This window comes from Labrenzia sp. THAF187b, assembly GCF_009363375.1.
In the GTDB taxonomy this organism is placed as follows: Bacteria; Pseudomonadota; Alphaproteobacteria; order Rhizobiales; family Stappiaceae; genus Roseibium; species Roseibium algicola.
This window is the reverse complement of sequence record NZ_CP045344.1, coordinates 2,958,211-2,980,773: the sequence shown is the minus strand read 5'-3', so window position 1 is coordinate 2,980,773 and position 22,563 is coordinate 2,958,211. Positions and strand designations below refer to the sequence as shown.

16 protein-coding genes are annotated in these 22,563 nt (G+C 60.3%); 2 read left to right on the top strand and 14 right to left on the bottom strand.

What is annotated here, in order from left to right; all coding sequences use genetic code 11:
• Nucleotides 1-33 precede the first annotated feature (33 nt).
• The 6 genes from FIV03_RS13580 to FIV03_RS13555 form a co-directional block, all read right to left on the bottom strand.
• The gene (locus FIV03_RS13580) at nucleotides 34-750 is read right to left on the bottom strand and encodes a response regulator (protein WP_152509919.1); all 717 of its coding nucleotides are present in this window, start codon (nucleotides 748-750) and stop codon (nucleotides 34-36) included.
• Nucleotides 747-3,788: a PAS-domain containing protein gene (locus tag FIV03_RS13575; RefSeq protein WP_152509918.1), complete on the bottom strand. Its 3,042-nt coding sequence runs from the start codon at nucleotides 3,786-3,788 to the stop codon at nucleotides 747-749. The genes FIV03_RS13580 and FIV03_RS13575 overlap by 4 nt, the downstream gene beginning before the upstream one ends.
• Before the next feature lie 462 nt (nucleotides 3,789-4,250).
• On the bottom strand, nucleotides 4,251-5,003 hold the full coding sequence (locus tag FIV03_RS13570; protein ID WP_152509917.1) for a DeoR/GlpR family DNA-binding transcription regulator: 753 nt from the start codon (nucleotides 5,001-5,003) through the stop codon (nucleotides 4,251-4,253).
• Nucleotides 5,003-6,685, bottom strand: coding sequence for an ABC transporter permease subunit (locus tag FIV03_RS13565; RefSeq protein WP_152509916.1), 1,683 nt, complete (start codon nucleotides 6,683-6,685; stop codon nucleotides 5,003-5,005). Before FIV03_RS13565 ends, FIV03_RS13570 begins: the two co-directional genes overlap by 1 nt.
• Nucleotides 6,682-7,722 (bottom strand): ABC transporter ATP-binding protein, encoded by a 1,041-nt coding sequence (locus FIV03_RS13560; RefSeq protein ID WP_152509915.1) that lies wholly within the window; start codon nucleotides 7,720-7,722, stop codon nucleotides 6,682-6,684. Before FIV03_RS13560 ends, FIV03_RS13565 begins: the two co-directional genes overlap by 4 nt.
• Nucleotides 7,723-7,809: 87 nt before the next feature.
• Nucleotides 7,810-8,817 carry an ABC transporter substrate-binding protein gene (locus FIV03_RS13555; protein WP_152509914.1) on the bottom strand — a complete coding sequence of 336 codons (1,008 nt, stop codon included), beginning with the start codon at nucleotides 8,815-8,817 and terminating at the stop codon, nucleotides 7,810-7,812.
• 202 nt (nucleotides 8,818-9,019) lie between these two features.
• Here FIV03_RS13555 and hisN point away from each other — a divergent pair, with 202 nt between their 5' ends.
• Nucleotides 9,020-9,808 (top strand): histidinol-phosphatase, encoded by a 789-nt coding sequence (gene hisN / locus FIV03_RS13550; protein WP_152509913.1) that lies wholly within the window; start codon nucleotides 9,020-9,022, stop codon nucleotides 9,806-9,808.
• A gap of 155 nt (nucleotides 9,809-9,963) precedes the next feature.
• Here hisN and FIV03_RS13545 read toward each other — a convergent pair whose 3' ends face one another.
• The 8 genes from FIV03_RS13545 to FIV03_RS13515 form a co-directional block, all read right to left on the bottom strand.
• Nucleotides 9,964-11,280: an SGNH/GDSL hydrolase family protein gene (locus FIV03_RS13545; protein ID WP_152509912.1), complete on the bottom strand. Its 1,317-nt coding sequence runs from the start codon at nucleotides 11,278-11,280 to the stop codon at nucleotides 9,964-9,966.
• 12 nt (nucleotides 11,281-11,292) lie between these two features.
• Nucleotides 11,293-13,128 carry a carbamoyltransferase gene (locus FIV03_RS13540; protein WP_286202292.1) on the bottom strand — a complete coding sequence of 612 codons (1,836 nt, stop codon included), beginning with the start codon at nucleotides 13,126-13,128 and terminating at the stop codon, nucleotides 11,293-11,295.
• Nucleotides 13,129-13,132: 4 nt separating this feature from the next.
• Nucleotides 13,133-13,282: a DUF5989 family protein gene (locus tag FIV03_RS31580; protein ID WP_173013837.1), complete on the bottom strand. Its 150-nt coding sequence runs from the start codon at nucleotides 13,280-13,282 to the stop codon at nucleotides 13,133-13,135.
• 46 nt (nucleotides 13,283-13,328) lie between these two features.
• Nucleotides 13,329-13,733, bottom strand: coding sequence for an SxtJ family membrane protein (locus tag FIV03_RS13535; protein ID WP_152509910.1), 405 nt, complete (start codon nucleotides 13,731-13,733; stop codon nucleotides 13,329-13,331).
• 551 nt (nucleotides 13,734-14,284) lie between these two features.
• Nucleotides 14,285-15,289, bottom strand: a complete 1,005-nt coding sequence (locus FIV03_RS13530; protein WP_152509909.1) for an aldo/keto reductase — start codon at nucleotides 15,287-15,289, stop codon at nucleotides 14,285-14,287.
• Between the two features lie 135 nt (nucleotides 15,290-15,424).
• On the bottom strand, nucleotides 15,425-18,604 hold the full coding sequence (locus tag FIV03_RS13525) for an efflux RND transporter permease subunit (RefSeq protein WP_152509908.1): 3,180 nt from the start codon (nucleotides 18,602-18,604) through the stop codon (nucleotides 15,425-15,427).
• A 56-nt stretch (nucleotides 18,605-18,660) separates the two neighbouring features.
• Nucleotides 18,661-20,172 (bottom strand): HlyD family efflux transporter periplasmic adaptor subunit, encoded by a 1,512-nt coding sequence (locus FIV03_RS13520; RefSeq protein ID WP_152509907.1) that lies wholly within the window; start codon nucleotides 20,170-20,172, stop codon nucleotides 18,661-18,663.
• A 267-nt stretch (nucleotides 20,173-20,439) separates the two neighbouring features.
• Complete coding sequence (locus tag FIV03_RS13515; RefSeq protein ID WP_152509906.1) at nucleotides 20,440-21,111, bottom strand: outer membrane protein; 672 nt, start codon at nucleotides 21,109-21,111, stop codon at nucleotides 20,440-20,442.
• A 370-nt stretch (nucleotides 21,112-21,481) separates the two neighbouring features.
• Here FIV03_RS13515 and FIV03_RS13510 point away from each other — a divergent pair, with 370 nt between their 5' ends.
• Complete coding sequence (locus FIV03_RS13510) at nucleotides 21,482-22,495, top strand: calcium/sodium antiporter (RefSeq protein WP_152509905.1); 1,014 nt, start codon at nucleotides 21,482-21,484, stop codon at nucleotides 22,493-22,495.
• The last annotated feature ends 68 nt before the right edge of the window (nucleotides 22,496-22,563 follow it).

Genomic DNA, 22,563 nt, shown 5'->3' with positions numbered 1-22,563 from the left:
TTAAGGGGTTTCCCGGATCGCCGGGAAGAGCACTTAATCGAAGACGTAGCCCAACCCACGAACCGTTCTGATGGTTTCTGGTTTTGTGGGATTGAGTTCAATCTTGCGGCGCAGCCTTGAAATACGCAGGTCGATCGAACGATCGAAAGGTTCCCAGCCCTTGTCGTGTGCCTGTTCCAGCAACTGGTCGCGGTTGAGAACGCGTCCACGGTTCTCGACGAACACCCTGAGCAGTTGAAACTCCATGGACGTAATCGCTATTTCCTGACCGTCGCCACCGATCAGCCTCGCCCCGTCCAGATCCAGACGGCAGGTGCCAAAGGGAACTGTGCCTGCTTGCCGATCCTTCTGCTGTGCAGTCGTCTCGTCAAAACTTCTGCGCCTCAGTGCCGCTTTGATCCGGGCCTCCAGTTCGCGCAGGTCGACAGGTTTGCCGACATAATCGTCGGCTCCCATTTCCAGCCCCACCACGCGGTCAATCACGTCACTTGCTGCGGTCAGCATGATCACCGGCACGGTCGAGGTGGTTCGAAGGTCACGCAACGCGGTCAGACCATCCGTACCAGGCATGTTCACGTCCAGAATGATCAGCGCCGGCTCCAGGCTCTCCAGAAGCCGTTTCATGTCGTTGGCGTTCGGCGCTTCAACAACGTCATAGCCGCGCTCGGCGAGATACTCGGCAACCATTTCGCGAAGATGAGGTTCGTCGTCACAGACCAAAATTTGCTTCGCACCCGGAGCCCCGCTCATGATGTGTTTTTCCTGCTGTCCAGTTGATTTAACAAACAAGCCAGATCCTTCTTGGAAATGGGCTTTTCAATGTAGGGGCGCTCGCTTTCCGTCAGAAATGTCTGAACGGACTTCCCCATGGCATCGCCCGTCATGAAGGCGATACGATCCTTGTATCCGGGCGATAACCCGACCAGGCTGTTGTAAAATGCGGCACCGTCCATGCCCGGCATCTTGTAGTCGCTGATAATCAGATCGACGGATGTGTGAGACAGGCGCGCAAGAGCCTTGCGTGCGCTGGTTTCCTGTATTGCCTGGCATCCGAGATCTGCCAGCAGGTCACAAACGAGCTCGCTGACAGCGACATCGTCATCAACGACCAACACCCGTTTGCGATGATGCGTTCCGCCTGGCTGGGCCTGCGAGGTGTCAGTTGAAGCCTCAGTTTCCATTGCGGGCAGTCGCACGAAGAAACTCGTCCCCTTGCCAACGGATGAACTGACTTCGAGAGTGCCTTCATGGGTGTCGACAACCCGGTGGCAGAATGCCAGGCCGACGCCCGTCCCCTCACCAACATCCTTGGTCGTGAAAAACGGCTCGAAGATGCGGTCCCTGATTTCCTTCGTCATCCCCGGACCATTGTCCCGGACTTCGAGGACTGCCTGGCCGTCTCTTCCGTCGTGGAACGTCCGCAACACAAGCACCGCTTCCTCACCAAGCGGCGAAAGGGCGTGTTCCGCATTGATAATGAGGTTTGTAACGACCTGGACCAGCTGGTCCGTATCACCGAGGATCGACGGAAGATCCTCGTCAAACTCCGTCTCAATCCTGACTCCGTTGGAACGCAGCCCGTAGCCGGCAAGATCAAGGGCAACCGAGGCGATTTCGTTCAGCGTACACGGTTCCAGATTTGCCGGTCGCTGGCGCGCCATGGACAGGAAAGCCCTGACGATCCGCGCGCTTCTGTCGGCAGCCTCCGCGATGCGGTCGATGCGCTTTTCCAGAACCGGATCCTTCAGCTTTCCCTGAAGCATCTGGGCGTAACCGGTAACGATGGAAAGGGGATTGTTGAGTTCGTGTGCGACACCGGCAAGAAGCTCACCCAGGGCGGACAGTTTTTCGTTCTGGTGGGCAATGTCACGCTGTTTCTGCAGTTCCTCCTGCATGGCCAGAAGGTCCGAAATGTCCCTTGTGGAGGACACGATGACATTCTCGCCCTTGTAGTCGGTCACGCGGGCGGCGGTGATGCCTTCCATGATTGAGCCATCGGCCCTGCGGAATTGAACCCGGTAATCATCAAGAGTTCCCGTCGGCAAGAGCGCTTCCAGATACCGCTCCCGATCCTCCGGCTTCAAGAAGAAATTGAGGGTCGTGTCGATATCGCCGAACCGCTCCCGTGAAGCAGGCGGGCAGTAGATGATTTTTCCATCTTCGATGCGGGAGACGAGAAAGTTTGCCGGGCACGCCTCGACGATCTTGTGCAGAAGCAGATCCGCCTCGCGCTGCTCTTCCTCGGCACGTCGCTGCTCTGTCACGTCGATAAAGGAGACGAGGTAGCCGTCCAGTTCGGTTCTGTGGGCTGACGCCAGCAGAATACGTCCACCTGCAAGATGGATGGCCTGCTTCTTCTGGTAGGATTTCACCAGAAGCGTCAGCTCGCACATATAGGATGTCTTGTCTTCGCCCTCGGGAACAAGAACGACGCCGTTGTCGATCAACCGGCCCAGAATTGTGAGAATGTTCTCCCCGGCAACGGGCGGCGCCAATTCACTGAAGTACATTTCGTACCAGAGCCGGTTTCCGAGCACGAAATTGAGGCTCTTGTCGAAGAGCACCAACCCCTCATCGAGAGATTGAATGGCATCATTCAGGGTGGCCAGGCTTCTGGCCTCGGTTTCTTTCAAGGCGGTGATGTCGGTGACCACGACAACGCGGCTGTTGTGTTCGGAGATGGCTCGCTCGACACGGTAGTGCCGGCCATCCCAGAAGCGAACCTCCATGGGTTCCAGCGTCTCGCGCTGCTGCTTCACCGCAGCGGTGAAGAGCTCAGCCGCGCGGTCGCCTACTTCCTGACCGGCAACCATCGATATCTGCGGTGCCAGCAAGTCGATCCGCTCAATATCCGACAGCTTTAGAATTTCGGCCGCGGTCAGGTGAAAGGGCGCTGCAAACGCATCATTGCAATGCGTGAACTGCCCGTCCGGCCCTTCAAAGGCGATACCAACCGGCAACCGTTCAACCGCAGTCGTAAAACGCCGCTCCGCCCTGACACGATCCGTGACGTCTTCAATCGTGAGCAGCCGCCCTTTCAGATTTGTCTCGTAGGCGCTGCCGACCAGTTCCCTGTCCTGATTGTTGGGTATCGGATACCCCTTGATGGCAAGGCGTATAAGCCGATCCAGCTCATCGAGCATTTCGGCGGGTTTCATGCCCCCCGGGAGCGGGATCAGGCCGCATGCTATGGCCTCGGCGTGGATGTCGCGCATCGCACGGCCAGGAACGAAAAGCCTGCCGTCCGGGTCGCCAATCTCCCGAAACTTCTTGTTGGCAAACACCAGTCGATCATCATCATCGACGAGTGCGATACCAACGTCGACGGCATCAACCGCGCCGTAAAGGATCTCTCTTGCACGCGCCTCTGCGGTCCGCTGTTCCGTGATGTCGCGAACCTTCACGACAATGCTGCCGTCTTTCAGATGCTTGAGATAGATCTTGTGCTGGCTGCCGTCGGCAACCTTGATCTCGATCTTCAGTTTTCCTCTGGCTGCCAGGGTTTCCAGGACACCGGGCAAACCGCCTTCAGGGCTGCGAACGAATGAAATATGCCCGCTGCCGACAGCACTGCCGACGATCTCGTCGAGCCGCGCGCCTGGAACAAGCAGATCCTTGTGCGGACCCAGCATCTCCGCATAGCGTTTGTTTGCGAAAACGAGCCTTCTGTCACTGTCGTAGAGCACGAAGCCATCGCTCAGCGCCTCGACAGCTTCTTCCATGAGCAGCTGGATCCGGTTTCTATCGGCTTCACTTTCAGAAGCACTCGCTCCGTCTTGAAGCAACATTGGATCTCACTTTGTATCAACGCCTCGACAAGGGCGGCAGGCCGGACCTCATTTCTACGTAAGCTTCTTTTCAGTTTGGCCTTGCCGTTTGTATCAATTGTATCATGTCGCAAGCGTCCGAAGCCCGCAAACCGGGATGGAACATCGCCCGTTGTCCGGCCTGGCTGATCCATTTGGGACTTTCCGCCCCCGTCCATGAGGCCTGAAAATGGCTGGAGCTGGCAAGCTGAAACCATGGGCTGTCCATATCAGGTCGGGAGAAACGCAGGCTGGGGATGAATCGGGCGGAGCGGCAACGTGGTACGGGTGCCGATCCCCCATGTCGCCATGGCCGTTCCCTCCACAACAGCTGAACAAAGACGACATTGAATAGACGCTTCAGTTTGCCCAACCAGGCGCGAGTGCAGAAAATCTGTACCGCGTTGTGCAATCCGGTCCCGTCTATCGCGCGGTTTTCGCTTCTCAAGCCATTACGTCTATGGCCGCTTGGCGGAAGGCCGCTACGTGCTCTTCAGTTGCTACCCTGTTTGTCACAAGCCTGCCGATCTCTCCTACCTCCAAGGCCTGAACCCTGCTGGTTTTTCCAAGCTTGCTCTGGTCGGCCAGAATAACCGTCTGCTGCGCCTGTGCCGCCATGGCTTTGGAGATTTCGGCTTCCTGCAGGTCATAGAAGAACGCACCCTTGACCGGATGCACCGCGACCGGAGCCGAAAAGCACAGGTCGACACGGAAACGGCGGATTTCAGACAGGGTGAGTTCGCCGACTGTCGAAGGGACGTCGGCCGCCATCCGTCCACCGAGCAGCAGCACGTCCTTGCCCGCCCCTTGCAGCGTGGTGGCAATATCAATCGAGTTGGTGATCACCGACAGATCCGACAGCTTGGCCAGTTCACGGGCAAACAGGGCTGTAGTGGTACCCGCGTCCACAAGGATCGTCTGTCCGGGCTGGATCAGTCCGGCTGCCTTGCGGGCAATCTCCGACTTTGCCCGGATCTGCGTCGTCATCCGTTGGCGGAAGGGTTCCTCGGAACGCGGCTCGGGCAGGACCGCGCCACCATGGACGCGGCTGACCTGTCCGGACTCTTCAAGGTCCAGCAAATCGCGGCGCACCGTCTCGCGAGAGACGTTCAGCATCTGCGCAAGATCGTTGGCGCTCACCTGCTGGCTGGCGCTCAGCATGGACAGAATGAGCCGGTGACGTTCTTTCGCCCACATCAGGTCCGCACCTTGCTCCGGTTGCCTCGTCCCATCAGCACCAGCGTTCCCTTCATGCTCAAAAGCGCAATACAGACGACTGCCATCACGCAGGTGGAAAAGGCTGCCGCCTGAGAAGTCAGACCGGCATCGTCCAGCCGCATGATGGTGACAGCCGCCACGCTCAGGTCAGGCGTGGTGAGGAAGACGACTGCCGACAGGGTTACCATGGACCGCATGAAGAGGAAAAAGAACACCGAAACGAGCATTGGGGCGATGAACGGCGCGACGATATCGACGGCCGTCCTTGCCATTCCAGCTCCAAGGCTGTCTGCAGCTTCCTCAAGCGCCCGGGGCAATTGGCGAAAACCGGTCATCACCGTCAGAAAACCCTGTGTGTGGTAGTGGTAGAAGTTGATGATCGCGATGAGGGCCGCCGTCCCATAGAGAAGGTAGAGCGGCGTCGCGGTTGAATTGAAAGTCAGGATATAGGCAAGCCCCAGGACCATCCCGGGTACTGCGGCCGGCATGGCGGCCAGCATCTGGATGGGCTGGGCCACGCTGCGCGGAAGGCGGCGCAGCCCAAGGCACAGAAGGAAGACAGCAAGCGTGCCTCCCGACGCCGCCATGAGCGATATCACGATGGTCATCCAGAGCGAGGAATACCCCCCGGCCAATGTGATGTCGTAGTGCTTGAACGACAGCGCCATGTTGTAGGGCCAAAGGGTGACAAAGCTTGCGTAGACGACAATGCCGATAACCGCGACGATGCCGGTGCAGACCAGAAGCGACAGGAACGCCATGACCGGGTCGCGCACGGGGGCGAAGGAGGGCCGATACGGTACCTGGCCAGCCATCTGCCCGACCTGCTGCCGCTTCATCGCCTGACGCTCGATGGCATAGGAAACCACCGTCGGCAACAACAGCATGATGCCGACGACGGCTCCCATGTTGAAATTCCGCTGGCCGACCACTTGAGAGTAGATTTCGGTCGCCAGAACCGAGTAGTCCCCACCGATCACCGCCGCGTTGCCGAAATCGGTGATCGTGATTGTAAAGCAGACGAAAGCCGCGTTGAGGATCCCGAAGCGCGCCGCGGGCAAGGTCAGATCGCGAAACTGGCGCGACGGCGAAGCGCCCATGACTTCCGCAGCTTCGTAAACGCGCGCGTCCAGCAGGACCAGCGCCGCCCCGATAATCATCACCGCCTGCGGCAAGGCATAAAGCGTGTTGGCGATCAACAGCCCCCAGAAGCCGTAGATTTCGATCTCGACACCCAGGGCACGGCTGATGACGCCGTTGCGTCCCAGAAGGAAGATCAGCCCAAGAGCCTGCACGAGAGAGGGGGCCAGCAGCGGCAGGACGATCACGCCGCGGATCAGCCACTTGCCCCGGAAAGCGCAGCGATAAAGCCCATGCGCGATGATGAAACCAAGGAAGACGCTGAGAACTGTGGTGGCAGCCCCCATGATCAGGGAATGTTCGGTCGCGCGCCAGAACCCCGTCGACCCCAGAACCCTCGTGTAGTTGGCAAGCCCGTAACCATCGTCAACCGTCAGGGAACGCAGGAACACGATCACCATCGGGTAGAGAAAGAAGAGGACGAGCCCAATCAGTGGCAGCCCAACGCAAACAAGTGTCAGCAGCCGGTCCGCATCCAGTTGCCTGCGCGCAGGCGTGGTCATCGTTTCCACACCGCTCATGCGGCGTTCTCGGCAGGCTTGTGGGTGATGTCGTCAGCCACCCAGGTGCAGGCTTCCGGTGGAATGCTCAGGTTCACGCGTTCGCCCTCGTGACAGGAATTATACCCGTGGGTCTCGACAACCAGCGGACCGATCGCGCTCTCGACCTCAAGCCGTCTGAGATTGCCAAGAAAACTGATGCTGCGCACCGTGGCGTTGCCGTCCTGCGCCGGGGTCAAGCCGATCTGTTCCGGGCGAATGCAGGCAACATGCTCCGTCCCCGCTCCCCCCGGCCACTTTGCCATAAGATCCGGGAATTCACGCCGGATCGGGGCGGCAGAAACGAGATTGCTGATCCCCATGAAGTCCGCCACAAAGCGCGTCGCCGGTCGATGGTAGAGGTCTTCCGGCGTGCCGGCCTGCACCACGACACCATGGTTCATGCAGATGATCTTGTCCGCCAGCGCCAGCGCCTCTTCCTGGTCATGTGTCACCATCAAGGTTGGAATCCCGAGCGAACGCTGAACATGGCGGATTTCGTCTCGCAGTTCGGCCCGGACCTTCGCGTCGAGCGCCGAAAGCGGTTCGTCCAGCAGCAAGACGCGCGGGTCGACGGCGATTGCCCTGGCCAACGCGATCCGCTGCTGCTGTCCGCCGGACAGCTGACCGGGGAACTTGCCTGCGACTTGCGGCAATTTCACCAGCTCCAGAAGTTCGGTCACACGTCGTGAAATCTCCGACCGCGGCGTGCCACGGATCTTCTGCCCGTAACCGATGTTTTCGGCCACTGTCATGTTGGGAAAGAGCGAGTAGGACTGGAACACGATCCCGAAGCCCCGCTTGCGTGCGGGAAGGTTCGAAAGCGCCGTCCCCTCCAGAAGGATTTCGCCGCTGTTCAGCTCCGTCAGCCCGGCGATCAGCCGCAGGAGTGTCGTCTTGCCACAGCCGGAGGGACCCAGCAGGCAAACGAATTCCCGTCGATCGATCTCGATCGAGACATTGTCGAGCGCTTTGAAGGACCCGAAGGTCTTGGTGGCGTTACGGACGGTCAAGTACACGGCGGATCGGTCTCCTGTCAAAGGTGCGCGGGCCTCCAGTAAAGCCCCGCGCGCTTCTGGCGGCAGCCGAAGCTGCCGCGGGCACGATCAGCGGCCCAGCTTTTCTTTCCAGGTTTCCTTCACGGCCGTCTGGTTCTTGGCCGCTGTGACGAAATCGATTTTCGCCAGGACGGTCGAAATATCAGCCGGCAGGCCCGCTTTTTCAGCTGCTTGCGAAGCATCGACACCCGGAACCGTGATCAGCGCCTTGTACTGCTGGTAGAGACCGATTGCCTCGTCAGACATCGTCCAGTCGAGGAAGGCCTTTGCCGCATCCTTGTTGTCGGAGCTTTCCATCAGGCCGGATGCTTCCAGTTCATATCCAACGCCTTCCTCGGGGAAGACCATTGCCAGCGGATAGCCTTCCTCGATGGACTGCATCGCGGTGAAAGCCAGTGAAATGCCGACGGTGTATTCGCCGACGCGTGCGGACTTGCAGGGTTTGGAACCGGATGAAGTATATTGTGCCATGTTCGGATCGACGGCTTCGAGCTGTGCCCAGCCTGCCTCTTCACCCATGGTTTGCAGAACCGCATTGACGTGCAGGTATCCGGTCCCGGAAGAATTCGGGTCCGGCATCAGGATCTCGCCCTTGAAGTCCGGGTTCTCCAGATCCTTCCAGCTCTTGGGCATCGGCAGGCCCTTTTCCTCAAGCCGTGCCGTGTTCACGCAGAACGCACCCATGTAGCCGATCGGAGCAAACCATTTGCCGTCTTCACCACGGAAGGAGGCAGGCAGAACGTCGACGCCCTTGGCTGCGTAGGGTTCCAGCATCTCCAGGATCTGCGGGTCCATCATGGCGCTGACGGCCCATCCCCAGATCACGTCGGCCTGCGGGTTGCCCGCTTCTGCCAGAAGACGCGCGCCCAGCTTGCCGGTGGACAGGCGCAGCACATTGATCTCGGTATCGGGCATCGCCTTCTGGGCGGCCTCGACATAAGCCGCGATCTCTTCTTCCTCAAGCGCAGTGTAGACGGTGATTTCGTCGGCAGAGGCTGTTGCCGTCATGCCGACGGCAAACAGCGAAGCCAAGGTGAATTTCGTCCAGGTCTTCATTGTCGTCTCTCCTTGTTGATCCACGTGTTCGTGTGCCAGTGCCTGCCCCGGATCGGATCCTCCCGAGACCCTTTGTTATTGCCGCGTCCTCTGTTCGCGGTTCTGGGGATATTTGTGTAGTCTTGCATTTTTGTGGATTTTGTCTAGAGTTAATTTGCCGGCTGACCATCGTTGCCAGCTTCCCCGCAGACAAGGAAAACCCATGCAAAGCTCCACGACGCCGCCCGAAACGGAGATGCTGGCGCGTTTTGCCGACGGGCTCGCCAACGTGGCCGACGCCATGGCGATGACCTACTTCCGCAAGCCATTGGACGTGGAACAAAAGGCCGACCTTTCCCCGGTCACGCAGGCTGACCGCGCCATCGAGGCCGCGATGCGTGAAAGCATCCTCAAGGAGTTCCCGGCCCATGGCATTCTTGGCGAAGAGCACGAGGACGCACGTCTGGATGCCCAATACCTGTGGGTGCTCGACCCGATTGACGGAACGAAGAGTTTTGTTTCCGGGATGCCGACCTTCGGCACGCTCATTGCCTGCCTTTTCAACGGGACACCGGAACTCGGCATCATCTCGATACCGCCGACCGGCGAACGCTGGACGGGGCGGCGTGGTGAACCGTCAACATTCAATGGTGGACCTTGCCGCACCAGCGGCCGGCACCGACTGGCCGACGCGATCCTTTACACAACCACGCCCGACACGTTCGACACCGAGGGACGCGCGCAGTTCGAGGCCCTCTCAAGCAAGGTCGCCATGCGCCGCTTCGGGGGCGACTGCTACGGATACGGACTGCTGGCTTCAGGCCACATTGATCTGGTGTTCGAAATGAATCTGCATCCCTACGATTACATGGCCCTCATTCCGGTTATCGAGGGTGCGGGAGGCGTGATCACCGACTGGAAAGGTGAAAAGCTGGGCCTGCACTCCGAAGGTCAGGTTCTCGCCGCGGCCAACGCCACACTGCACGCAGAAGCCCTGGCCGCCTTGTCCTGACCCGCCTTCGACAGTGCCCTGGGCTGTCGCCCCCGCGCCGTCCCAATTCAGATCCTATGCCCGTGCCAGCGTCGTCAGCCCGGGAGACATGACGAGGCTGCCTGTCAACGCCGTTGCCAGAAACGGGGCATTCCAACGCTGGAGGCATGGCGGCGTCAGGGAAGGGCCATCAGCGGGTCGGCCATGATCGTGCCGGCGGCAAGCGCCGCGCCTTCGGCATTCAGATGCGCATCCGGCGCATAAAGGCCCAGCGGCGAGGGATAGTCGCGAAAGGTCGGGGTCAGGTCGATCAGACCCAGGCCTGCGCTCTCGGCTGCGCGCGCCACGTTCTCGCGTAGCGGAGCGCTGAGAAAGCCATGCGGAAACACCCCTCCGAACTGGTCGAGAGCGGGGATGTAGACCACCACCACCCGCCCCTGCCAGCCATCCGCGATCTGCTTCATGCGATGCAGGATCTGCTCGAAAACCGGGTTGTCGCTGGCCGCCTTGGGGTAGTGCAGGCCCAGGATGCTGGCGGTTTCCTGAAGGGCGAGGAAATTGCGCAAATAGGCCCGGCGGCTCAGATATTCCTCCAGAGTGGCAGCAGTGCCCTGCCACCAGCCAGCAATGATCCTGGTCGCGTCCGCGCGCCGCGCCGCGTCCAACTCGATCGGGCCGAAATCGGCCTCCGGCGCCAGGGCCTCGTGCAGCCACGGCTGTTCTGTTTCAACGGACAGGTTTTCCCAGTCGTTCCCCTCGAAAAAGGCCAGAACGGTGATGCGGGGACGAAAATGCGGGCCATAGCGGCCAAGGACCGCCAGTTCATACAAGGGGCCTGCGCCCCGGCTGGCAGTGTTCAGGATCGAAGCCCCGCCCGCACGCATCTGGTCGACGAAATGCTGGCCATCGTCGAGACAAATCCCCTCGGCAAAGGAATCGCCGAGGATCATCAGATCGACCGGCGCGGCGGTTTCCGACTGCGGATTGCGAAAACCGTAACTGTCGATCCGTGTTGTGACCGGCACGCCCATACGGCTGCACAGCAGCATCTCGGCTCCGGGCGTCCCGGCCAGCACCGCATCGGCCAGAGTTTCGGTCCCCAACTTGGCATTCAGGGCCTTGATCGTATAGGCCGGAGGCATGGCGCCGCCATAACGCTCCAGATCGGTTCCGCCATCGACGATCCCGGCCAGCCCCATCCGCTGCGGCAGGTTATGCCAGCGCATGTACCCCTCGAACATGAACATCCCGGCCAGGATCGAGCAAGCTGTAATCCCCACCGTCAGCGCGTTGTCGGGCGACAGAAGCCAGGCGCAGCCAACCAGCAGCGCGGCAATCGCCAGCGGCCCCAGCACATAACGCAGCAGCCTGGGCAGGTCTGAGGCGAAATCGTCAAAATGCACCAGCGCAAAGATCGCGGTCAGCAGGAAGTAACCCGCCGGGATCAGGCACAAGATGGTAGCGATCCGGCGATGGCGGCCGAAGATGTGCAAGGGCTCCTCCGGTCAGTCCAGTTCGTACATGTTTTCGTAATTCTCATGCAGCGAGGCGTCCTGCGCCTCCTTCTCCAGCAGGCAATTGCCGGCGACCAGCATCTCGATCCCGGTGCCCATGAAGCAGCGGAAGGCGTCGGTCGGAGTGCAGACGATCGGTTCTCCGCGCACGTTGAACGAGGTATTGACCAGTAGCGGGCAGCCGGTCAGGTCGTGAAAGGCAGAGATCAGCGCGTGATATTTCGGGTTGGTGTCGCGATGCACGGTCTGCACGCGGGCCGAATAATCGACATGGGTCACGGCGGGGATGTCCGAGCGACGGATGTTCAGCTTGTCGATGCCGAAAAGAGCCTGCTCCTCGGACGTCATCTGGCGCCGGATACGTTCGGCAACATCGGCGACCAGCAGCATGTAAGGGCTGTCCCCGTCCAGATCGAACCACTCGCTGACATGCTCGCGCAGGACAGAAGGCGCAAAGGGCCGGAAGCTCTCGCGGTATTTCACCTTGAGGTTCAGCAACTTCTGCATGGAGCCCGAGCGCGGGTCGCCAAGGATAGACCGGTTGCCAAGGGCGCGCGGCCCGAATTCCATCCGTCCCTGAAACCAGCCTACGGCCTTGCCATCCGCCAGCGCCTGTGCGCTGCGGGCCAGGATCTCGCCCTCGTCCAGCCGGGTAAAGCTGGCCCCCGCCGCTGTCAGATCCGCCGCGATCCGGTCGTCGTCGAAGGCTGGACCCAGATAGGCACCCCGCATGGCATCGCCGGGCTGCGCCTGTCGGGGCTGGCCCAGTTCCATATGCCACGCGGCCTGCGCCGCCCCGAGCGCACCCCCGGCATCGCCCGCCGCCGGCTGCACCCAGATGTCGCGAAAGGCGCCGTCGCGCAAGATCTTGCCATTGGCCACGCAGTTCAGCGCCACCCCGCCGGCAAGGCACAGCGAGGGAATCCCGTATTCCTGCGCCAGCGCGCGGGTCATGCGCAGCAGGATCTCCTCGGTCACCGCCTGGACCGAGGCGGCGATATCCATGTGGAACTGTGTCAGCGGTTCCGTCTCGGGCTGGCGCACGGAGTGGCCGAACAGGTCCTCCATGGCCTTGCTGGTCATGGTCAGACCCGCCGCATAGTTGAAATAACGCTGATCCAGCCGGAACGAGCCGTCCGGCTTTACATCAACGATCCGATCCAGCATCAGGTCGCGAAATCGCGGTTGACCATAGGGGGCCAGCCCCATCACCTTGTATTCGCCGGAATTCACCTTGAAGCCGGTGTAATAGGTGAAGGCGGAATAGAGCAGGCCCAGCGAATGCGGGAAATGCAGTTCGCGCTGAATTTCCAGATCCTTGCCGCGTCCGATCGCAACCGTGGTCGTCGCCCATTCCCCCACCCCGTCGATGGTCAGCACCACCGCTTCTTCGAAGGGTGAAGAGTAGAAGGCACTGGCGGCATGGCTGATGTGATGTTCGGCGAACAGCAGCTTGTCCACGGGGAAGCGCGGGTCGAAAAGGCTCAGTTCTCGCTTCAGCAGGTCCTTCAGGAACAGCTTCTCGCGCAGCCAGACCGGCATCGCCATCCGAAACGAATTGAAACCGCGTGGGGCATAGGCCAGATAGGACTCCAGCAAGCGCTCGAACTTCAGGAAGGGCTTGTCGTAGAAGGCAACGTGATCGACGCTGGCAAGGTCCAGCCCGGCTTCATCCAGCACATAGGCAATAGCATGGGCGGGAAAGCCTGCATCGTGCTTGCGCCGGGTAAAGCGCTCCTCCTGCGCGGCGGCCACGATCCGGCCATCGACCAGCAGTGCCGCGGCGCTGTCGTGATACAGCGCCGAGATTCCGAGGATCGCCGTCACTGGTCTAGAACAGCGCATAGATGAAGGGGGCGACCGCCGAGCCCTGGCTGAGCACGATCAGCGCACCAAAAATCGCCAGTACAATGAAAACCGGCAAAAGCCAGAATTTACGCCTTTCGCGTAAAAAATCCCACAATTCGGCGATCATCGACATAGAGGCAATTCCTTGCTTTGTCTGGGAACCGTGCCGGTATTTTGTCCTAATATTGCAGTTTCATGGACTTCGGCTGGTCGGTTCTGAGAATCCAATAAGATTTTTCATTCGGATCCACTTTCCTTGAAAGCGGATCCTTTCCACTGGCTCGCATCGCAAGCCCGATTGGAACGAAGACTAAAATAAAGATAAGCGCCATCACTATCGGCGCCACAACGGCACCTAGCAGCATGCCCAGTTTGAACCACAACCTGTTGGGTAGGCGCAGGCTCTGCGGCGCAAACATGGCGAGGGCAATAAAAACAGCCGCAATGCATAGCAAAAGCAATCGCGGCGCGGCGCCACCAGTGACCGGCCACAGCCCAATCAGCAAAAAGACCGCAGCGAAGACCAGCCCGAAATTCCGTTCGGAGCCCATCCTGACCGAGGTATTGAACTGATGATCACTCATTTGGAACCACACAGGTAAACAACCTGTACTATACATAGCAAAATCGACGGGGTTAGTCCCCAGTTAATATTCGCGTAAAAATTAAGCACATGATGCGGTTTTGCACAAATCGAAAGAGGGATCCACTGCGTAAACCCGGATTGATAACCTGGGAGGCATGAGCCATAGGGCTCAAACGAAGTACAAAGCCGCGAACCGGGCTGCTTGCAACGAGGCATTGAAGCAACGTAGGCCGGGGACTGTGTGGGGCGCTCCCGAAATGCCTGGATGCTGCCGCAGGGTGGGAAACGTGCTCGCCAGCCCGGCCTCAACGATGCCGAAATCCGTTACATCACCTTTCGTGAGCAGCCGTCCTTTCAGATTTGTCTCGCAGACGCTGCCAGCCAATCAAGCGTTTCAGCAGGTTTGATGCCCCCGACAGCGGGATCAGACCACATGGCATGGCCTCGGCATGCTCCCGCAAACCGGCATGTGACATTGGCCGCAGCCTGGCCCTTCTGATCCAGTTAGGACTTTCACACCCGCCCCTTAGGCATGGGATGGAACGATGATCAGACCGGTTGCGGATTGCGTTCCGGGAATGCGCGTTGGTGCCAATACGGATAGGGAACGGGAGTGGTGCTGGCTTCGTCAAGCAGACGCATATGTTCGGCATCCAGCTCCCAGCCGGTGGCCTCCATGTTGTTGCGCAACTGAGCTTCGCTGCTAACCCCGATGATGAGGCTAGCCACGGTCGGCCGCTGCAGAAGCCAGTTCAGTGCGATCTGGGCTTCGCTTTTGCCTGTGTCACGAGCCACCTCCCCCAATGCTGCAAGTACGCGCTCAAGAAGGGTTTCGTCGTAAAGAGGCGGTGCATAGTTCGGGGTTGCGTCCTTGTGCCGGCCTGCTGAAGCGTGCTTCCCGCCACCCTTCAGGCGCCCCCACCCAAGCGGGCTCCACACCAGGGCTGAAACGCCTTGATCCAGGCCCAATGGCATCAATTCCAATTCGTAATCGCGACCGATAAGCGAATAATACACCTGGTGCGCCACCAGCGGCTGCCAACCGTTGTATCGTGCCGCAGCCTGAGACTTCATCAACTGCCAGCCGGCATAGTTCGAGACACCCAGTTGCCGAACCTTCCCCGCTTTCACCAGGTCATCCAACACCTCCATGGTTTCTTCGACCGGTGTCATTGCGTCAAACGCATGGAGCTGGAACAGGTCAATATAGTCGGTGCGCAGACGGCTCAGCATTCCCTCGACAGCAGTCAGCAGGTGGCTACGTGAACTGCCCACGTCATGTTCGCTCGGCCCGGTCCGCAGACCCGCCTTCGTGGAGATGATCACCTTGTCCCGGCGCCCGTTGATTGCCTGCCCGAGCACCATTTCGGCATTTCCGCCGGAATAGACGTCCGCGGTGTCGAACATGTTCAGCCCCTCGTCGAGACAAATGTCGACAAAACGCCGGGCTGCACCCGCATCATTGCCAGACCATGGCCCGGACGTGAAACTCGCCGTCCCCAAGCTGAGAACGGGCACAGACAGGGCACGATCGCCCAGCCAACGACGGTCCAATGCGTGTCTCCTTCCACGATTGATTGAACTGACCTTGATCAGATACTTTTCCGATAAGACGTCGGGATTGGATCAGGTATTTCGATCCGGTTTCAGGCTTTGCTCCAGTCCATCACTGCACCGTCCCCCCTGCGGTCACACCTGTCCGCCGGAAAGCGGTGCCCTGCCCCGAGCCTTGAGCAGGCGCCTGCCACTGGTGATCGCCTGACCGAAATCCTTCTGCACCGCCAGCAGAGCCGGCACCAGAAGGATGACCAGGAACAGCCCGACGCCCAGCCCGTAGGCCAGCGTGATGACTGTCGGCAGCAGGAACTGGGCCTGGCGACTGGTCTCGAACAGCAGCGGCGCCAGGCCGAACACAGTCGTTGCGGTCGTCAGCACGACCGCACGCAACCGGTCGCAAACACCGTTGACCACGGCCTGCCGGAAGGGATGGTCCTTGGCGTATTCGTCGATAGTGGTCACCAGCACGATGCTGTCGTTGATGATGATGCCCGCCATGCCGATGAAACCGACCACGGAGAACATCGACAGCGGAATGCCGTGCAGGTAGTGACCCCAGATCATGCCGACGCAGCCGAAGGGAATGATGATCATGATCATCAGCGGCCGGGTCCAGGATTCGAAGATCCAGCAGAGTACCAGGTAGATGCCGGCCAGACACATGGCAAAGCCGATCAGTGCATCGGAGAGGAACGAGCGTTCCTGCTCCGCCAGCCCGCTCATCTCGCTTTCGACGTCATAGTCGGCGGCAAGCTGTGGCAGAAGCTCGTTCTGCAGCATGTCGGTCACTCGGGCAGCGGCTGCCGGATTGTCCTCCGATACATCACCGAAAACCCGCAGCGTGCGCAGCCCGTCGCTGCGGCGGACCGAGGCAAAGCCGTAGGTGCTGTCGATGCTGACAATCTCGCTCAGGGAAACATAGGTGCCCGCTTCGGTGCGCACCCGCGTTGAATAGAGAAACGCGGCATCCGTTTCCTCATCCGGCAACAGCACTTTCACTGTCGCCGTTCGCCTGCCGATCGGAAACTCGGCAACCTCGATGCCCTCCAGCCGGTTGCGCAGAATGCGGGCGATTTCCTCCGTGGTGAAGCCAAGGGCTTCGCCGCGCGGTGTCAGCGTCAGGTTCAGCTCCGGCTTGTCGTAGGCCAGCGTATCCTCCAGCGCGCTGACGCCTTCCATAGGCGCCAGAGACTGCTTCAGGCTTTCGGCAGCGGCCTTCAGGTTTTCCGTGGAGTTGCCGTAGAGCTTGATGTCGATCGCATCGCCCCCCGGACCTGAGCGCTCGCCGCGCAGGGCCATCGTTTCCAGAAGCGGCGGATTTACGATCTCCTCGCGCCAGTCGCCGATGAACTGAAAGGCCGAATAGGGCCGAAGGTCGGGGTCGAGCAGTTCTATGGAAATCCCGCCAAGCTGGTCGGCGTCCTTTGTATCTGCCCCCATGAGGCCGCGCCCCGCCGTCGCACCGACGGTGGAGAGCGCGAAGACCACCGGTTCGGCACCATATTGCTCGCTGTATCGCTGGTTGACCACGTCAAGCGCGCGTTCCATCTCCGCAATCATCGCCTTGGTGTCATCGCGTTTTGCCCCGGGCATCATGGCAATGCTGGCGGAAACCACCGCTTGTTCCGGCGCATTGAAAAACCGCCAGCGAACCGACTTGTCGAAAACCAAGGTGAGCGACAGCGCCAGGACCATCAGCGCAAAGCCGATAGCCGGATACCGCACGGCGAGAACCCAGCCGACGAACCGGCGAAACAGCTTTTCCCGGAACCAGACGAAGCCCCGGTTGAACAGGCGGTTGGGCAGGTCGAACCAGTGTTTCTTCTTGCTGGCCTTCAGCGCGTGGTTCATGTGGGCCGGCAGGATGAGAAAGGATTCCACCAGGCTGGCAATCAGCACCACCGACACCGTAAAGGGAATATCGGCGACAAGACTGCCGAAACGCCCACCGATGGCAACCAGTCCGACAAAGGCAATCAACGTGGTGATGGAGGCGCAGAAGACCGGTGCCGTCATGCGCCTTGCGGCAAGGCTGGCGGCTTCCGCTGGCGAATAGCCGCGCCTGTGCAGGAAGTCGGCATGCTCGCCGACCACGATGGCGTCATCCACGACGATGCCGAGACAGATGATCAGCGCGAACACGGAGATCATGTTCAGCGTGATCCCGAAGACATACATCAGGCCGATCGTGGCGGCCATCGCCACCGGAATTCCAGCCGCCACCCAGAAGGCTGTTCTGGCTGAAAGAAACAGAAACAGGAACAACAGCACCAGGGCCAGCCCGAAAATGCCGTTTTCGACCAGGATATCCAGCCGGTCGATGATCGCCTGCGAGCGGGTGTTGGTCAGTTGAACGACAACACCCTCTGGAAGGGTGTGCTGGAAGTCCGCCGTGATCCGCTCCACTGCCCGCTGGATCTCGATGGTGTCTCCCTGGGCGCTCCGGCTGACCCGCAGAACCACCGCCGGCATGCCCTTGTGATAATAGGCCCGGCCGCTTTCCACCCCTTCTGTGACAATGTCGGCAACGGACCGCAGCTCAAGCTTTTCCCCTTGGGAGGGCGCTTTCAGAACGATCTCTCCCAGTTCCTGCTCGCTGCGCCGGGTCTGGCCGGTGCGCAGCCGGGCGGAACTGCCCGCGACATCGCCTGCAGGCGTCGTTTCCATCTCCGCCGAAACAACGTCAGCGATTTCGGCAAGCGTCAGACCATGCCGCACCAGCATGTTCTCGCCGACATTCACCCGGATGATCGGGTCTTCCAGTCCTCGAATGGTGACCCGCGTGACGCCCTGGCGGAAAAAGACGGTCTGGAGATCTTCGGCAAAGCGGGCAAGCTGGTCGATATCGACCGGCCCATACATGACGACATCTGTCACCCGGTCGGAATAGACGCTGCGGGTGACCACTGGTTCGTCGATGCCTTCGGGAAGACTGGAACGGGCCTGATCGACGGCGGCCTTCACCTCGTCGGTTGCCTGGCCCATGTCCCAGCCGTCCTCGAACTCCAGTTCGATGCTGGCCCGCCCCTCGCGCGCAACGGATGTGGCTTCGTCGACACCGTTGATGGCAAGCAGCTGCGGTCCCAGGATTTCGACAACGGCCCGGTCGAGATCCTCAGGCCCGGCGCCTGACCAGTTGACGACGACGTCCACTTCCTCGCGGACAAAATCGGGAAAGAACTGCGTCCGGATCTGCGTCGAGGCCGCGAACCCGCTGATCAGCATCATGGCCAACAGCAGGTTCGCCGCTGTGCGGTGCCGGACCATGTAGTCCAGCAGCGAGGCAAATTGCGATCCGCCAGGAGAACGCATGTCGGGACACTCCAATCAGAATATCAGGTCGGATACGGCTGGGTTTACAGCGGTGTTCAGCCGCTGTTACCGCCGCCATGCTCCAGCCGTTCGATCAGCTCTTTCGGCACCATCGGCTTGTTCAGAAGGGCAAGCAGTCTGGCCTTGCGGTTTTCCGGCATGTCGGACCTGTTCAACTGATCGATCAGCGCCGCGCGTCGTTCAGGTTCCAGCGCCACCAGGTCGCCGGAAAGACGCGCTTCGCCCGCCTCCAACGCTTGCGCCGTCGCCGGCTCGTCAGGTTGCGGGGCATCCTGTTCACCGGTGTTGCGCCGGGGAGTAACCTTCAAACCGGTGCCAAGCTGCGGCAAGCGCTCACGCACGTAATCGGCGCCAAAGGGGACATTGGCAACGATGACTTCATTGCCCATCCGGCGCAGGATCGTCGCCTTGATTTCCTCGATCCGATCCCCTTCGCCAACGATCAGCATGCGGCCGTCTTCCGTCAGCGCCGCCGAAGGCACCTTCGCGACACGGGTCAGCTCCGGCTCAAGCACATTCACCTTCACGAAATCGCCCGGCCGCAGCACTGTGCCCGGCTCCAGATCCAGCGTCGCAAACAGCGTCCGGCCCGCTTCGCCTTCGGAGACAACGGCCGCGGCCCTGTCAATGGTACCTGGAACCTCGATGGACCGGCCTCCCAGCTGCAGGACTGCGGTGACGGGTGCCTTGACCAGACTTCCGCTGGTATCCAGCAGCCGGGAAAATTCATCGGTCGACAATGAGAAACGGACTTCCAGCGCCGCCGGATCGATCAACAGGGCCAGCGTCTCCGAAGAGCTGACGCGGCGCCCCAGCGTGGCGTTGACCTCAGACAGGTAGCCGGTGAAGGGGGCCGTCAGAGTGACTTCCTCCAGGGTACGCCTGGCATCGTCCAGAGCGAGCCGGGCTCGCTTGACCGTCAGGTCCATCCGCTCGATGCGCTTGCGTGCAGTGATGACCGATTGCAGACGATTGCTGAGCGATTGTTCGAGGGAGGCGACGGCCAGTTCTTCGGTCTCGACCTGTACGGCCGTGGAATAACCCTTGTCCCTCAGCTGCTGCTGGCGCTCTAGCGCCTGCTTGCGCAAGTCCAGCTGGCGCCGGGCTGCTTCCAGTTCCTGCTCGGCACCGACAATGGCTTCCGCGGCTTCCGCCTTCTGGGCCTCGGCATCGGCAAGGGCCGCTTCCGCGTCCAGCACCTGGAATTCCGCATTGGCCGGATCGATCCTCAGCAGCAGTTCGCCCTTTGCCACGGCAGCACCGTCGCGAAACTTGGAGGCAACCTCCACAAGCCTGCCTTCCGAGCTGGCCCTGAGTTCCAGCGTCCGCCAGCTTTCCACCTGGCCGTAGGCGGTCGTGACAGGCGCGACCGTTTGCGATGTCAGCTCGGCGACATTGACCGAATAGCTGCGTTCGCGGGCAGGACGTCGCTGCGCGGTCTCTTCTGCCGTCATGGCAGTATACAGACGGTAGCCGCCAAAACCGGCAAACCCGATCATGATCGCCATCAATGCCAGACCGACAAGTCCGCGCATCAGAAACCGCATTCGCCTCTCCACCTGAAGGGCCGGGCGTGGATTGGAAGAAAACCACCCGGGCACCGGCACTTAACGTCAGGTCCCTTAAGTAACACGGTACTGGGGCGAAATTCTGAAAAGCTTGTAACGACTTGTATCGTCTTGTATACGCCGGCCGCCCGTTCGCCCGTCAGCCGCTTCTCTTTGCCGCAGCCGACCGAAGAGACCCGGAAAGCAGACATGAAAAAACCCGGCACCTTGCGGTACCGGGTTTTCCGTGTCGGCCGGGAGGCTGGCTTAGAACTTGTAGCCAATACCCATGCGAACCTGCGAATTGTTGAAATCCGAGCTCACGCCGGTTCCGTTCAGGTTGAAATCCTGTTCGCCGAAATCCTGGTAGACGTATTCCAGCTTGGCGCTGATGTTGTTGGTAATGGCTGCTTCGCCACCTGCGCCAAGGGTCCAGCCCAGGGCGGTCTTGCTGTCCGTGTCGCCATTGCCGGAAACTTCCAGGTCGGCAATCGCCAGACCGCCGGCACCATAGACCAGGTAACGGTCAAAGGCGTAACCGACACGGCCACGGAAGTTGGAGTTCCAGTCAGACTTGGACCGCAGTGTCAGGCCGCCGTTGGACTTGGACTTTTCCAGGTCGGTCAGGCTGAAGTCGGCTTCCGCGCCGACCACGATGTTCGGCGTCACCTGGTAATTGTAACCGGTGTAAAGACCGCCGGCGATGCCGTTCGCGTCCACTCCAAGCCCGGTGTTGTTGCCGGCCTTGTTGTCGAACTGGCCGAAAGCCCATCCGAGATTGCCACCGACATAAAGGCCGGTCCAGTCGATGCTCTGCTGCGGAGCCGGAACCGCCTCATAGGCCGGTGCCGGCGACTGCGGCAAATCCGCAGCCAGGACAGGCGCCGATGCGACCGTCGCAGCTGTCAGGGCCATGCCAGCAAGTGCAAGACGTTTCATTTGAGTACTCCAGATCCACTTTATCCATTAGTGCGTTGGCCGGAAATTGCCGGCCAGTTGCGAGTTGGACGGGTATAACGCCGCGTCCTCACTCTCCCCCAACGAATAGATATGGAGATCGTTTGTGGCGGATCAGGATTGAGAATGGGGAGTTTTGATGACAAATGGAGGCAACATTCTGACAGGATGAAAGACCCGTAAAGACAATTGCAATTTGCATTCAGGAACCCCATTTGGCCGGTAGAAAGATCCTTGTCCGCGGCTTTCCCCTCACCGATCTATTGCGTATAAGGCGCCAAGTTGAACTTTGGCGCTGCCACATTGAAGCCGCCTTCGAAGATTGAAACTGACCCGAACCGGAAATTCGTAAATGCTCTTTGACTACATCAGCCTCGCAGGCGGACTTGTTGTTCTGATTATCGCAGGCGATGTCTTGGTCAGGGGTTCGGTCGGTATTGCGCAGCGTCTGGGCATTCCCAATCTGGTCATCGGTCTGACCATCGTCGCCTTCGGCACCTCTGCTCCCGAACTGGTCATTTCCCTTAAAGCCGCGCTGGAAGGCGCCGGCGGCATCGCCATCGGCAATGTGGTCGGTTCCAACATCGCCAACGTGCTTCTGGTCCTGGGCATGCCCGCGCTGATCGCGGCAACCCCGTGTGGTGAAACCGGCGCGACGCGCAACGCACTGTTCATGGTCGCAGTCACCATTGTTTTCATGGCGCTCTGTTTCTTCACGCCCATCGGCCTGACCGCCGGCCTCATTCTCCTGGCACTGCTCGGTGTCTTCCTTGCAGCCTCCACCATGATGGCGCAGAAGCACAGGAAAGAGCAGAAAGCCATCGCCGCGGCATCCGCGGGTGCCGCTGCTGCCGATATCCCGATGGAAGACGATGATGGCCTGGACGAGGTGGAGGACGTTCCCGATTCCGTCTGGATCGCGCTCGCCTATATTCTTCTCGGCCTGGTCGGCCTGCCGCTCGGTGCGCATTTCACCATCAGCGGAGCAACGTCGATCGCAACCTCCTGGGGCGTCAGCGAAGCCGTCATCGGCCTGACGGTCATCGCCCTCGGCACCTCCTTGCCTGAACTTGCCACCACGGTCATGGCCGCCATTCGCCAGCATGGTGCCGTCGCCATTGGCAACGTCATCGGCTCCAACGTCTTCAATCTGCTCGCCATCATCGGCATCACCGCCGTCATCGTGCCCATCGACGTGCCGCAGGAAGTCCTGAAGCTGGATATCTGGGTAATGCTGGCCTGTGCGATCCTGCTGACATTCCTGGCTGGAATGCGCATCTGTCTCGGCCGTATATCCGGCGCAGTCATGACGGCGGCCTATTGTGCGTATATCGCCACCGTCTATGTGCTGGGTCACACCTCCTGAAGACTCTTTTGGCCGCGGATTGGCAGCAGAGCCCCGCTTCGCCGTACCCGCCTCTTTCCCTATTGCCT